This is a genomic window from Ruegeria sp. ABF4_144, assembly GCF_056160045.1.
The window spans coordinates 1,157,491-1,170,954 of the sequence record NZ_JBSWWK010000001.1 but is presented as its reverse complement, the minus strand read 5'-3'; the positions used below and the strand labels follow the sequence as shown (position 1 = coordinate 1,170,954).

Annotated in this window: 14 protein-coding genes; 6 read left to right on the top strand and 8 right to left on the bottom strand. The window is 59.6% G+C overall.

The window, feature by feature from the left end; translation table 11 throughout:
- Positions 1–42 precede the first annotated feature (42 nt).
- From scpB to argS, 5 genes are read right to left on the bottom strand one after another with little or no spacing between them, the layout of a single operon-like run.
- Positions 43–699 (bottom strand): SMC-Scp complex subunit ScpB, encoded by a 657-nt coding sequence (scpB, locus tag ACXAGD_RS06050; protein ID WP_475209074.1) that lies wholly within the window; start codon positions 697–699, stop codon positions 43–45.
- On the bottom strand, positions 692–1,486 hold the full coding sequence (locus tag ACXAGD_RS06045; protein ID WP_475209073.1) for a segregation and condensation protein A: 795 nt from the start codon (positions 1,484–1,486) through the stop codon (positions 692–694). Before ACXAGD_RS06045 ends, scpB begins: the two co-directional genes overlap by 8 nt.
- Positions 1,476–2,483 (bottom strand): beta-N-acetylhexosaminidase, encoded by a 1,008-nt coding sequence (gene nagZ / locus ACXAGD_RS06040; protein ID WP_475209072.1) that lies wholly within the window; start codon positions 2,481–2,483, stop codon positions 1,476–1,478. Before nagZ ends, ACXAGD_RS06045 begins: the two co-directional genes overlap by 11 nt.
- Positions 2,480–3,592 (bottom strand): SPOR domain-containing protein, encoded by a 1,113-nt coding sequence (locus tag ACXAGD_RS06035; RefSeq protein ID WP_475209071.1) that lies wholly within the window; start codon positions 3,590–3,592, stop codon positions 2,480–2,482. Before ACXAGD_RS06035 ends, nagZ begins: the two co-directional genes overlap by 4 nt.
- A gap of 39 nt (positions 3,593–3,631) precedes the next feature.
- Positions 3,632–5,377 carry an arginine--tRNA ligase gene (argS, locus tag ACXAGD_RS06030; protein WP_475209070.1) on the bottom strand — a complete coding sequence of 582 codons (1,746 nt, stop codon included), beginning with the start codon at positions 5,375–5,377 and terminating at the stop codon, positions 3,632–3,634.
- A gap of 133 nt (positions 5,378–5,510) precedes the next feature.
- Between argS and ACXAGD_RS06025 the strand changes: the two genes are divergently transcribed.
- Positions 5,511–6,062, top strand: coding sequence for a putative pterin-binding protein (locus tag ACXAGD_RS06025; protein WP_475209068.1), 552 nt, complete (start codon positions 5,511–5,513; stop codon positions 6,060–6,062).
- Here the strand turns inward: ACXAGD_RS06025 and ACXAGD_RS06020 are convergent, their stop codons facing one another.
- Positions 6,063–7,205 (bottom strand): deoxyguanosinetriphosphate triphosphohydrolase, encoded by a 1,143-nt coding sequence (locus tag ACXAGD_RS06020; RefSeq protein WP_475209067.1) that lies wholly within the window; start codon positions 7,203–7,205, stop codon positions 6,063–6,065. It lies immediately after the preceding gene.
- A gap of 76 nt (positions 7,206–7,281) precedes the next feature.
- Here ACXAGD_RS06020 and ACXAGD_RS06015 point away from each other — a divergent pair, with 76 nt between their 5' ends.
- Both ACXAGD_RS06015 and xth read left to right on the top strand, forming a co-directional pair.
- A complete protein-coding gene (locus ACXAGD_RS06015; RefSeq protein ID WP_170348987.1) occupies positions 7,282–7,605 on the top strand; it encodes a HesB/IscA family protein in 324 nt (107 codons plus the stop codon).
- Between the two features lie 281 nt (positions 7,606–7,886).
- Positions 7,887–8,666, top strand: a complete 780-nt coding sequence (gene xth / locus ACXAGD_RS06010; protein WP_475209065.1) for an exodeoxyribonuclease III — start codon at positions 7,887–7,889, stop codon at positions 8,664–8,666.
- Positions 8,667–8,670: 4 nt separating this feature from the next.
- On the opposite strand, the gene ACXAGD_RS06005 is transcribed toward xth, so the two are convergent.
- A complete protein-coding gene (locus ACXAGD_RS06005) occupies positions 8,671–9,822 on the bottom strand; it encodes an FAD-dependent monooxygenase (RefSeq protein WP_475209064.1) in 1,152 nt (383 codons plus the stop codon).
- A gap of 71 nt (positions 9,823–9,893) precedes the next feature.
- Positions 9,894–10,316 carry an RNA polymerase-binding protein DksA gene (dksA, locus tag ACXAGD_RS06000; protein ID WP_039531267.1) on the bottom strand — a complete coding sequence of 141 codons (423 nt, stop codon included), beginning with the start codon at positions 10,314–10,316 and terminating at the stop codon, positions 9,894–9,896.
- A gap of 370 nt (positions 10,317–10,686) precedes the next feature.
- On the opposite strand from dksA, the gene ACXAGD_RS05995 reads away from it, so the two are divergent.
- The 3 genes from ACXAGD_RS05995 to ACXAGD_RS05985 all read left to right on the top strand — a co-directional run bounded on the left by ACXAGD_RS05995 (position 10,687) and on the right by ACXAGD_RS05985 (position 13,462).
- Positions 10,687–11,532, top strand: a complete 846-nt coding sequence (locus ACXAGD_RS05995) for an AAA family ATPase (RefSeq protein WP_475209063.1) — start codon at positions 10,687–10,689, stop codon at positions 11,530–11,532.
- 116 nt (positions 11,533–11,648) lie between these two features.
- A complete protein-coding gene (locus ACXAGD_RS05990) occupies positions 11,649–12,098 on the top strand; it encodes an N-acetyltransferase family protein (protein ID WP_475209062.1) in 450 nt (149 codons plus the stop codon).
- Entirely contained in the window at positions 12,098–13,462 is a 1,365-nt protein-coding gene (locus tag ACXAGD_RS05985; RefSeq protein ID WP_475212508.1) for a DUF2927 domain-containing protein, read from the top strand. The genes ACXAGD_RS05990 and ACXAGD_RS05985 overlap by 1 nt, the downstream gene beginning before the upstream one ends.
- The last annotated feature ends 2 nt before the right edge of the window (positions 13,463–13,464 follow it).

The following is a 13,464-nucleotide window of genomic DNA, read 5'->3' as shown; positions in this document are numbered from 1 at the left end:
CCCAACATAGGTGATTTATGCGGCAACAAAAGGGCTGCGCGATCAATCTTCCTCGAACAGTTCGGTTTGATCCTCGTCTTCTTCGTCTTCGCGCCCTTCCCCCAAGGGAATGGTGCCCGGCGGGGGCCGGTTTTCCAGCAGCCCAGCGGCCCGAAGTTCCTTGAGACCCGGTAGATCGCGCGCATTCTCCAGCCCAAAATGATCGAGGAATTGCGGCGTTACCACAAAGGTCACCGGACGGCCCGGTGTCATGCGGCGGCGGCCCAGCCGGATCCACTCCATTTCCAACAATTGATCGATGGTCCCACGCGAGACCGAGACACCGCGAATTTCTTCGATCTCGGCCCGGGTGCAGGGCTGGTGATAGGCCACGATGGCGAGGGTTTCGATCGCAGCCCGGCTGAGCTTGCGTGTTTCAACCGTTTCCTTCTGCATCAGAAAACCCAAATCAGCGGCTGTGCGAATGGCCCAGGCCTCGCCTACGCGAACCACGTGCACGCCGCGACCCTCATACCGTTTCTTCAGCATTTCAAGAGCTTGCGATGCGTCGCTGCCATGCGGCATCCGGGCCTCAAGATCTGCAATCGTTACCGGTTCGGCGCTCGCGAACAACACGGCTTCGACCATACGTTCCTGTTCCGCGATGGGCGGCGCTTCGAAAAGGGTGCCGGTGCCTTCGTCTTCGGTGGCGTCAGTCACGTGTTTCAGTCCTCTTGCGCAGATGGATCGGGGCAAAGGTTTCGCTCTGCTTGATCTCCATATGTCCTTCTTTCACCAACTCAAGCGAGGCCGCAAAGGTCGCCGCCGTGGCCGACCTACGCCGTACCGGGTCGGCATCCCAACCATCAGGCAGATAGGTCTCCATGTCCGTCCAGGCGCCCGCGAAGCCGATCAGGGGGCGCATCCGCTCCAGCGCCTGCTCCATCGTGAACACGGCGTCACGATCCATGACAAAGGGTCGGAATTCGTCTCGTGTTCGGATACGGGCATAGCCCTGCATCAGGTCCAACAGCGTGGCGGAATAGGTCACAGTGCGGATGCGGGTGATATCCTCACCCTGCCCGCGTTTGAAGAAATCGCGGCCCAGCTGGTCGCGCGCCATAAGGCGAGCTGCAGCGTCACGCATGGCCTGCAGGCGTTCCAGCTGAAACGCCAGGTGTGCCGCAAGTTCCTCGCCCGACGGGCCTTCGTCATCCGGGTCCGGTGGTAACAGCAGGCGGGATTTCAGGAACGCCAGCCAAGCGGCCATAACCAGATAGTCGGCGGCCAGTTCGATGCGCAGCGCACGGGCCTTTTCAACAAAAGCCAGATATTGCTGTGCCAGCGCCAGAACTGAGATTTTCCGCAGATCGACTTTTTGTGTGCGCGACAGGGTCAACAGCACGTCCAACGGGCCTTCGAACCCGTCGACGTCAACGATAAGTGCCTCGGCAGCCAGTCGATCGGCGACCGAGACCGGGTCTTCGCTGAAAAGATTATCGTTCATATACCTGCCCGCCCATTAGGGCAGATAGTTCCGCCTCGGCGGCCTCGATGTCAAGTTCCGCAGGCTTCTGCCGCATCGACAGGGCTTTTTCTGCGCGCTTCCCGGCCTGCTCGGTCATTTCCCCGGCAGTCTCCAGCACTTTCGCGCGAGCGTCAAACGAGCCATTGCAGTGCAGAACCACATCGCACCCGGCGTCCAGCGCTTGACGGGCGATGGCCTCCGGCGCACCGCTGAGCGCCTTCATCGAGATATCGTCGGTCATGATCAACCCGTCGAACCCGATCTTGTCACGGATCAGACCAATCATAGTGGGGGAGATCGTCGCCGGTTGTGGGTCAATCCGGTCATAGACCAGATGCGCGGTCATCCCCATCGGCAGGTCGTTCAAATCGCGGAACGGCGCAAAATCGGCCTGTTCCAGCGCTTCCTGCGTCAGGTCCACTTGCGGCAGGTCGTGATGGCTGTCGAGTGTGGACAGCCCATGCCCTGGCATATGCTTGATGACAGGCAAGACGCCACCGTCCAGATGTCCTTTGGCCACGGCCTTTCCCAGCCGGGAAACCTGCTTGGGATCAGAGCCATAGCAGCGATTTTTAAGAAACCTGTGCGTCTCTTCCCGCGCCAGATCAACCATCGGCGCACAGTTGCTGTCGATGCCCAGCCCGAACAGTTCGTCCGCAATCAAACGATAGCGAAGATACATCGCTCGTTCGGCCTGATCACCAGCCCTCGCGGCGTGATCAAGCGGCGGCAGCCATTCGCGGGCCAGAGGCGCGCGCAGGCGCTGGACCCGGCCACCTTCCTGATCGATGGTGATAGGGCAATTGCGGCCCACTGCCTCGCGGAAATCATCGCACAGCGCGCGGACCTGATCGGCGGTGTCGATATTGCGGGCAAACAAAATGAACCCGAAAGGGTTCATTTCGCGAAACAGTCTCTTTTCCTGAGGCGTCAGGCGCAGGCCTTCGGCGTCGGTGATCGCCGCGCCAAAAGTCACCGAGCGGCAACCGGGATACAGTCCGCTCCACGCGCCTCGAGCGCGGCACAGAACTGACGCGAGTCGCTCAGGTCATCAAACCCCAGAACGCGCAGGCGATAGAATGTACGGCCCCCGCGTGAGGTCTTCTGGATAACGCGCTGTTTTCCATCCATATAATCGCCAAACCGGGTATTCAGACGATCCCATTCGGCGCGTGCTACGTCCGAGCTTTCATAGGCCCCAAGCTGCGCCATGCGCGTGCCTTTGGACAAGGTGTCAGGATCGATATCCACGCCGACAGCCGCTTTGACGGCCGCGTTGATTGCGTCTTCGGTGCTGCTGTTCGGAGCAATTCGGCTGGGCGTTGCCCGGGCCGGACGCGTGATCGGGCGCAAAGATCGGCGGACCCCTGGGAGTGCCGCCAATTTAGGGTCGGGCAGTTGTGCGGCCAGATCAGCGGGATCAATAGCAGGTTCTTCATCAGGCAAGGACAGAGCTGCGAGCTGCACGCCGTCTTCCGTCGGCTCGTCAATCCGGGCCGCGTCCCCTGCAAGCTCGGACACCAGGGCATCCACCGAGCTCTGACGCAATTCTGCGGCTTCCTGATTGGAAATCTCTTCCTGAACTACATGCACGGCCGGGGTGGGCTTTAGCGGTTCAACCGGCGTGTCTTCGTCGGTCAGCGATACCGGGCGCGGCGCAAGGATCAGACGATCTGCTGGCGGCGCAGCGGTTCCCACTGCAGCCACAGCATTAACGGCCAGACCCTGATGATCCGCAGGCGTTCCACCGGGGTTCTCGGGCTGAATACGCATTGGCCCTTCGATGGCCCTTACGACTGGCACACCGGACACGTCGCGCATCACCAGCTGATAACCCCAGACACCAATCCCGGCGACCAGAGCCAGCGACGCAACCGCCCCCATTGCATTGAAGATACGGCTCAGCCCCGCTGCGCGCGGTGCCTCTTCGTAACCGTGCATGTCGTCGGAATACTCATACCCATCCTGAGGATGCGGTTGATTCGTGTAATGCATCTGCTCGGGGCGCATCTGCCCCGAGTAATCGTAACGTGCCATGTCCGCCTCACCGCCCGATAGCGCCTTAAAACATGGCGCGCGGGTCATTTCTTGCCTACCTCGTACCGGTGCTTCGGGCGGTGTTTGTTACCGCATCTCCTGCGCCGGGGTAACGCCAAGAATACCCAAGCCCGCTGAAATCACAACAGAAACAGCCCGGGCCAATGCGATTTTTGACTGGCTTGTGGCAACATCGCCATCCTGAATGAAACGCAACTGGGTTTCGTCATTGCCCTTGTTCCACAGCGCGTGGAAATCCCCTGCAAGTTCATACAGATAGAAGGCGACACGGTGCGGTTCGTTGGTCCGCGCGGCAATCTCGACCAGGCGTGGCCATTCGGCCAGTTTCTTGGCCACAGTCAGCTCCGAGGCATGGTCGTTCTTGCTCAGATCCGCCCCGATAAGGGTCGGATCGTCGGCGGCAATTCCGGCCTCGGCAGCGCGGCGCAGCACGCTCATGACGCGGGCATGCGCGTATTGCACGTAGAACACGGGGTTCTCGCGGCTCTGCTCCAGCACCTTGTCGAAATCGAAGTCCAGCGGCGCGTCGTTTTTGCGGGTTAGCATCACGAAACGGGTGACATCCGGCCCAACCTGATCGACCACATCGCGCAGCGTGACAAAATTCCCCGCCCGTTTCGACATCTTGAACGGCTCGCCATTCTTCCACAGCTTCACCAACTGCGTCAGCTTGATATCCAGCGGCACCTTGCCATCGGACAGTGCCGAAACGGCGGCCTTCATCCGTTTCACGTACCCACCGTGGTCCGCGCCGAACACGTCGATCAGCGCGTCAAAGCCACGGGTCACCTTGTCATAGTGATAAGCGATATCCGGGGCGAAATAGGTCCAGCTGCCGTCCGACTTCTTGACCGGACGATCCACGTCATCACCATGCTCGGTGGATTTGAACAGGGTCTGCTCGCGCGGCTCCCAGTCCTCGGGCTTCTTGCCTTTTGGTGGCTCCAGGACACCCTCATAGATCAGGCCCTTGTCGGTCAGCGACTGCAGCGCAGCCTCGATCCGGCCTGTGCCATAGAGCGATTTTTCCGAGAAGAACACGTCCATCTCGACGCCCAGCGCCTTCAGGTCAGCACGGATCAGGTCCATCATCGCGTCGGTCGAGAACTCGCGCAGTTCTTCCAGCCACTCAGCCTCTGGCTTGTCGATCAGGCTGTCACCGTATTTCTCTTTCAGCGTCTCACCGATCGGGATCAGGTAGTCGCCGGGATACAGCCCTTCGGCAATCTCGGGGCTCAGGCCATTGGCCTCGCGATACCGTTCGTACGCGGACCGCGCCAGCACGTCGACCTGCGCGCCGCCATCGTTGATATAGTATTCGCGTGTCACATCGTGGCCGGAATAGGCCAGAAGGCTGGCCAGAGCATCCCCAAAAACAGCCCCACGCGTATGGCCTACATGCAGCGGGCCGGTTGGGTTGGCTGACACATATTCCACGTTGACCTTCTGCCCATGTCCCATGGTCGAGCGACCATAGTCGGTGCCCTTTTCTAGCACCGCCGCCAGAACGCCCTGCCAGACAGACGGCGCAAGACGCAGGTTCAGAAACCCCGGTCCCGCTACTTCGGCACTGGTGATCCGGTCATCGGCTGCCAGCTTTCCGGCCAGCACGTCGGCAATGTCGCGCGGCTTCAATTTGGCCGGTTTCGCCAGCACCATCGCAGCATTTGTCGCCATGTCGCCATGCGCGGCGTCGCGCGGCGGTTCGACCGCCACGTTGTCAAAGCTCAGCCCCTCGGGCAGCGCTCCTTCGGACTGCATCTGTGCCAGCGCGTCCAGTACAAGGCCGCGGATCTCGGAAAACAGGTTCATTTCGGATGTCCTTTTGCTTGCTCGGCGGTTTACCACGCAAAGCGTCAAGGTCAATGCAGGCGATCAGTTTCCGCTTGGATTAACTGTAAACGGGGCTAAGGTCACAGCAAATTCCCAACCCGGAGACCGTTTGATGCGCCTAGCCCTGCCCCTTGTCCTTGCCCTGACCACATCGCTGCCAGTCTGGGCCGACATGCCTGCGCCTCAGGGCCACGTTCTGTTGACACTCGGCGGAGCAGTAACCGAAACCAACCTGCCTGCCCGGGGTGAGAATGACGGCGGCCTTCTGGGATATCTCGAAGTTCAGCATGACGGAGCAGCCGGGTTTGACGCCGCTCTGCTGGAAAGTCTGGAGCAGATCGAGATCACAATCACCTACGGCCCCGAGGGTAACCAAAGTGACATCGCGTTTTCTGGCCCGCTGCTGTCTGACGTGATGACGATGGCAGGCGCCGCGGGCAAGACAGCAAAACCAATGGCCATGGACGGCTATCAGTCGGAAATCCCGTGGGAGAGCATCACCGACTACCAGCCCATTGTTGCGACCCATGCCGACGGGGCTCCGATGGGGATTGGCGGCTATGGCCCCACCATGATCGTCTTTCCTCCGACGGACGATGCGGAACTGGCGCTGCAACAATCTGGCCAACAAGTGTGGGCGCTGGCCTATATCGGGGTCGAGTAACTATCCGCCCGTAAGCCGCTTGTGATCCTGCAGGGCGAACCGATCCGTCATCCCGGCGATGTAATCCGACACAATCCGAGCCAGCGCCGTTTCGTCCTGCGCTGCCTCGATATCCTCGTGCCAGCGCTTAGGCATCTGCTTGGGATCATTGAGGTAAATCGGGAACAACTGCTGCACGACTGCACTGACCTCGGTGCGCACATCCATCACGCTGGGTGCGCGGTACATCCGTGTGAAGAGGAACGCGCGAATTTCCTTGAGCTGCGCCCACAGGCCGGTCGAGAATTGAACCACCGGATAGCCAAGGTGCCGGATATCTTCGACCGTTTGTGCCCCCGAGGCAGAAATCAACCCGCGTGAAGTGTCGATCACGTCCGATACCATAACCCCAAACACACGCCGTAGCGCCTCATGCCGGCGGCGATACGGGTCGAGGCCGGGATACTTGCGGTCCACCTCTGCATAGCAGTCGCCCACAATCGGCAATTGCTGGATTTCGTCATCCGTGAAAAGATTAGCGCGCAGACCATCCAACAGATCGTGATTGTTATAGGCGATGTCGTCCGAAAGCGCGGCCACTTGCGCCTCGGCACTGGCGTGCGTGTGCAATTCCAGATCAAAGCTTTCGTTGCACTCGGCAAGAGCCCAAGGCAATTCCCCCACGACCGGCCCGTTATGCTTGGCAATGCCCTCAAGGCATTCCCACGTCAGGTTACATCCGTCGAATTCTGCGTAGTGGCGTTCCAACTTGGTAACGATCCGAATGGCCTGCGCGTTATGATCGAAACCGCCATAGGGTTCCATCAACGCGTGCAACGCATCCTCGCCCGTATGCCCAAACGGCGTGTGACCCAGATCATGGGCCAACGCCACCGCTTCGGTCAGTTCAGGGTTAAGACCCAAAGCCCCGGCAATCGTGCGCGCCACTTGTGCCACTTCGATCGAGTGCGTCAAACGCGTGCGATAGCTGTCGCCCTCATGCTCGACAAACACCTGCGTCTTATGTTTAAGGCGCCGAAACGCGCTGGCATGAATGATACGGTCGCGGTCACGCTGAAAGCATGACCGGAAACTGCTCTCTTCCTCAGGCACAAGCCGCCCCCTTGCGCGGCCTGGGTCCGAGGCAAAACCCGCTCTGTCCAAAGGTCTTGTCCTTGTCGCCTGTCCTTAGGTTTCATATATTGTACTGCGGTAAGGAAATAAACCTTTGGAGTCCGGCATGAATCTGCCCCCAACAGTCACAGAACGCGCCTTTGATCGCCTGGCCGAGATCGGTGCGGCGGATCAGGGACAAGCCCTGCGCGTCGCAGTGGAAGGCGGCGGATGTTCCGGTTTTCAATACGAAATCGCATTGGATGAGCCGAAAGACGACGACCTTGTGCTGGAAGGCAAAGGTCAAAAAGTTATTGTCGACTCGATTTCCCTACCGTTTCTGGAAAACGCCGTGATTGATTTCACCCAGGAACTGATCGGCGCGCGGTTTGTGATCGAAAACCCCAACGCAACCTCTTCTTGCGGCTGCGGTACATCTTTTTCGATGTAGGTATCAGTGGGGGCTATGTCCCCACACCCCCAGGATATTTTTTGCTAAATGAAGCAAGGGATCCGCTCTCCGACCATCCGCCGGAGAGTTACACCTGACGCGATCATCGACTTCCCCGCCTGCATCGGAAAACCCATTTCCACCAATTTAGCTAATGATCCGTTCTTCATCTGGTAAAAATTTTCCCGGAGCGCGAGGCAGAGCCTCGCTACCCAGCCATCCGCCTTGCTGTTGGGCCCGTTCTGCGCGATAGGTTGCCACAAGCTATCGGAGGATCGCGCATGAAAATCGCCACGTTCAACATCAACGGCATCAAAGCGCGGGCCGAAGCCCTGCCCCGATGGCTTGACGACGCCCAGCCTGACGTCGTTTTGCTGCAGGAAATCAAATCGGTCGACGAAAACTTCCCGCGCGAGATGTTCGAGGAACGCGGCTATAACGTCGAAACTCATGGGCAGAAGAGCTTTAACGGTGTAGCCATCCTTTCGAAACTCCCGCTCGAGGATGTCTCACGGGGCCTGCCCGGCGATGATGAAGACGAACAGGCGCGGTGGATCGAAGCGACCGTGATTGGCAAACAGGCGTTGCGGGTCTGTGGGCTGTATCTGCCAAACGGCAACCCGACACCCGGTCCGAAATATGACTATAAGCTGGCGTGGATGGAGCGGCTGTATCAGCGTGCTCGTGATTTGATGGCCAGTGAAGAAGTGGCGCTTATGGCTGGCGATTACAACATCATCCCCCAAGCTGAAGACGCCGCCCACCCCGATGCCTGGCGCGAGGACGCCTTGTTCCGCCCTGAAAGCCGTGCCGCGTTTCGCAAAATCCTCAATCTAGGTTTTACCGAGGCGTTTCGGGCTCGCACGCAAGGCCCCGGGCATTATTCCTTTTGGGATTACCAAGCCGGCGCATGGAACAAGAACGACGGCATTCGTATCGACCATTTTCTGCTGACACCGCAGGCCGCTGATCTGATGCGCGACTGTCAAATCGACGCTGCCGTGCGCGGACAAGAGAAGCCTTCAGATCACGTCCCGGTTTGGGTTGATTTGGACCTGTAACCGATTACGCGGTCGCGTCGTACGCGTAAATCCAGTCGAATTTCCTTGAAAGCTGAGGACCAATGGCCATCAGCGCCGCTTGCGCCGCCAGGCGCATGGGCCCCCGCAGGTGGAAGTTGCGCGCGTTTGCTCCGGCTGCATCGACCACCCGTTTTGCCCTGAGACGGCGACGGTTTTCGTACATCGCAAGAGCCTGCGTCGCGCCTGATTGATCTTCGAAAGATCGGGCCAACACCCAGGCGTCCTCTAACGCCAGGCAAGCCCCTTGCGCCATGAACGGCAAGGTTGGGTGCGCGGCATCCCCCAGCAACGCCAGACGCCCGTTTTGCCAGTTTTGCGCGACCGGACGCAGGAACAAGGCCCACAGGTGGGCTTCGGTCACGTCAGACAGGATTTCCCGCACCGGCCCGCCAAAATCGGCAAACCGCGCGCGTAAATCTTCGGTATCCCCTTTCAGGCGCCAGCCCTCGTCTTGCCAGTCCGAGCGTTCTTCAATCGCGACCACATTCATCAGGTGCTGATCGCGCAATGGATACGTGACCACATGCCGGCCGGGGCCCATGGTCAACGATGCACGTGGCATCTCTTCACGTTGCGACCAGGGGATCGTTGCGCGCCAGGCGATCTGATGGGTGAACTGAGGTGCCTCGGGGCCGTTCAGGATTGGGCGGATTGTGCTGCGCCCTCCGTCTGCTGCAATCACGCATTCCGACCGCAACCGTTCGCCGCTGTCCAGCACAACATCGGCCTCGCTTGGATGTTTGACGACACTCGTCACACGCGCGCCCAGCCGGATATCGACGCCTGCATCCCGCGCCGCCCGGTACAGCAAATCCAGAAGGTCAGCCCGGTGATAGTAATAAGTCGGACCGGCCGCAGGCGCGGGAACACGGCTGATCACGCGGCCCCTGCGATAATCACGCAAAACCATTCCATGCGACAGCTGACCGTCTTCGGGCACGCCTCCTACCACGTCCAACGCGCGCAGAACTGCCATGCCGTTGGCGCTGATCTGAAGGCCTGCGCCAACCTCGGTCAGGGCTGCGGCCTGTTCCAGAACCGTAACCTGCGCCCCACGTTGCCGCAGCGCCAGAGCTGCCGCCAGCCCCCCGATGCCACCACCGATGACATTGAATTTCAGACCGTCGATATTCATGGCACTGCCTTAACGCAAAAACGCCGGAGCGACAGGCCCCGGCGTTCGAGTTTTACAGAATTTCCCAGCGATCAATCGTCGCGGTGGACCTTCTCGCGGCGCTCGTGGCGTTCTTGTGCCTCAAGCGTCATGGTCGCGATTGGACGCGCATCCAGACGTTTCAGCGAGATCGGGTCACCCGTCATCTCGCAATAGCCGTACTCACCCTCGTCGATGCGGCGCAGGGCCGAGTCAATCTTGGCCACCAGCTTGCGCTGGCGGTCGCGGGTGCGCAGTTCCAGTGCGCGGTCCGTTTCCTCGCTCGCGCGGTCGGCAACGTCCGGAATGTTACGGGTGTTGTCCTGCAGCCCTTCGATTGTGTCGCGGCTGCCCGCCAATAGTTCGTTCTTCCAATCCAGCAGCTTGCGACGGAAATACTCAAGCTGACGGTCATTCATGAAAGGCTCATCTTCGGCCGGACGGTAATCCTCCGGCAGAAAAACTTCCTGCTTCATCTTTGCTCCCTCGGTATGGCCAGAAACGTCGGTTGTCGTTGTTTCACCTGACATTTGGCTCTCCCTTCTGCGGAGCGTTTATCCGACGCACGTACGAATGTCACTACACAAACGTCGTCTTGATACGTCACGTTCCGGACTTGTCTAAATATGAGACATGTAACAACAAAACCTTGTTTTTCTGCGGAAAACATTGGGCATTTTTGCGGCACAACACACCGGAAAGGTCATCCTGTTTCGCTCGAATCACGCAAAAGGGACTGGAGTCACTGACAAATTCGCCCTGCCGGACGCCGCGACGTGCTTGTCAAAATCATCGCCTCTCTGTAACCCGAACAACACAGATTGCGCGAAACCACACGAGGGGCCCATGACCGCACGTTTCCAAGGCACCGCAGAATATGTTGCCACCGATGACCTGACCATTGCGGTTAACGCTGCCGTTACGTTGGAACGCCCGCTTTTGGTCAAGGGTGAGCCCGGCACCGGCAAAACCGAACTGGCCAAACAAGTGGCTGGCGCACTTGGGCTGACGATGATCGAGTGGAATGTAAAGTCCACCACACGCGCCCAACAGGGCCTGTATGAATATGATGCGGTCAGCCGATTGCGCGACAGCCAGTTGGGCGAAGAGCGCGTGCATGACGTGTCGAACTATATCCGCAAGGGAAAGCTGTGGCAGGCATTTGACGCTGAAGAAAAGGTCGTTTTGCTGATCGATGAGATCGACAAAGCCGATATCGAGTTTCCAAACGATCTGCTGCAGGAACTCGATAAGATGGAGTTCCACGTCTACGAGACAGGTGAGACCATTCGCGCCAAACACCGCCCTATCGTGATCATCACCTCGAACAACGAAAAGGAATTGCCGGACGCGTTTCTGCGTCGCTGTTTCTTCCACTACATCCGCTTCCCGGACGAGGCGACCATGCGCCGGATCGTCGAAGTGCACCACCCTGGCATCAAGGATGCGCTGCTGACCACCGCGCTGACCCAGTTCTACGAAATCCGCGAAACGCAGGGGCTGAAGAAAAAGCCTTCGACATCCGAGGTGCTGGACTGGCTGAAACTGTTGCTGGCCGAAGATCTGACCTCCGAGGACCTCAAGCGCGACGGAGCAAACGCCCTACCCAAGCTTCACGGCGCCCTGCTGAAGAACGAACAAGACGTGCACCTGTTCGAACGTCTGGCCTTTATGGCGCGCGCCAAACGTTAAGGCTGTTGAACCTTCGGTGATCGCCGCTTGCGTTGGGCTGGTCGGGCTGTCAGCATTGCAGGTGGCGGTCCGGCGCATCCGGGCTATGTTTGACCGGACAAGACGGGACACTCTGAATGGCTGACACTCCGACCATCCGCGCCTTGCGGCCCGAAGACCGCTCGGAATGGTCCGAGATGTGGCGCGACTATCTGGCGTTTTATGAAACGACGGCGCCGGATGAGGTCTATGACACCACCTTTGCCCGCCTGCTGGATGACGACCCGCATGAATTCTCGTGCTTTGTCGCGGAAAAAGACGGGCAACTGCTGGGTCTGACCCACTACTTGTTTCACCGCCACGCCTGGAAGGTCGAAAACACCTGCTATCTGCAAGACCTGTTCACGCGGCCCGAGGCGCGCGGCACTGGCGTTGGGCGAGCATTGATCCAAGCGGTGTATGACGAGGCCGACCGGCAAAACGCCTCTTCCGTTTATTGGCTGACACAAGACTTCAACCACACGGCGCGCAAGCTGTATGATCGCATCGGCAAACAGACCCCGTTCATCCGGTATCAGCGCCCGTGATGCGATGGGCCGCCCTCCTTGCCGCCTTTTCGTTGGCGGGCTGCGCGGCGGTCGAGCCAACCGAGGTCCCGACCCGCGTTCAGGTTCTTGAGGAAAAACTGCCACCGGCCAAAAGCTTCACCCGTTCAGCCCCGACACCCGCAGGCCGGTCGAATGCAAATATTGCGGCTGATTTCGTATCCTTGCATTTCGCGCTGGAAGGTGGTGCGCAACTGCCGGTCTTCACCCGGTTCGAAAACCCGATCACCGTGCGCCTAACAGGGGCCCCCACCCCGTCGATGCAGCGCGACCTGACCCGCTTGCTGAACCGCCTGCGTCGTGAAGCCGGGATCAACATCAGCCAAATCTCTGACGGTACGGCCAACATCACCATCGAGGCCGTCAGCCAAGACGATATCCATGCCATCCTGCCGCAGGCTGCCTGTTTCGTGGTTCCCAACGCCTCGAGCTTTGAGGAATACCGCCGCGACCGGCGCAAGCAAAAAAGCAGCTGGTCCCGCCTTCGCAGCCGCGAACGCCTGGGGGTTTTCATCCCCTACGACGTCAGCCCACAGGAAAAGCGCGACTGCCTGCACGAAGAGATCGCGCAGGCGCTTGGGCCATTGAACGACCTGTATCACCTGCCGGATTCGGTTTTCAATGACGACAATATCCATACCGTTCTGACCGGGTTCGACATGTTAATCCTGCGCACGGCCTATGCGCCCGAACTGCGCAGCGGCATGACCCGCGAACAGGTCGAAGCCGCCCTGCCCGGAATTCTCAGCCGCCTGAACCCGCGCGGGGAGGCTCTGCCTGCGCAACCCGTGTCCGAGACACCGCGTGAATGGATCAACGCGATCCAAAAATCTCTGCGACCGACACGCGGGACCAAAAGACGTATGCGAGACGCCAAACTGGCCGCCCGGATCGGTCAGGAACAAGGCTGGACCGACCATCGCCGCGCTTATCCCTATTACGTGATGGGCCGCATGGGGCAGTTCGACAATCCGCAAGAGGCGCTGCGCAACTATCAGATCGCCTTGCAATTCCTGCGTGCCACCCCCGGAACCGAAGTCCATCAGGCCTATATCACCACCCAGACCGCCGCCTATGCGCTGGCGCAAGGCAAAGGCCCCGAGGTTCTGCCAGAACTGGACAAAGCCATCGCTGTGATGACACGGGCCGAAAATGCCTCGCAACTCGCCACACTTCTGTTGCTGAAATCCGAAGCGCTTAACCAAGCCGGTCGGACTGCGCAGGCACGTTCCGTCAGGCTGGACAGTCTGGGATGGGCGCGCTACGGCTTCGGCTCGGAAACGGTGGTCCGGTCGCTGATGCAGGACGTTGCGGAAGGACCCCCCAACAACAACAGGGGCGGATAACG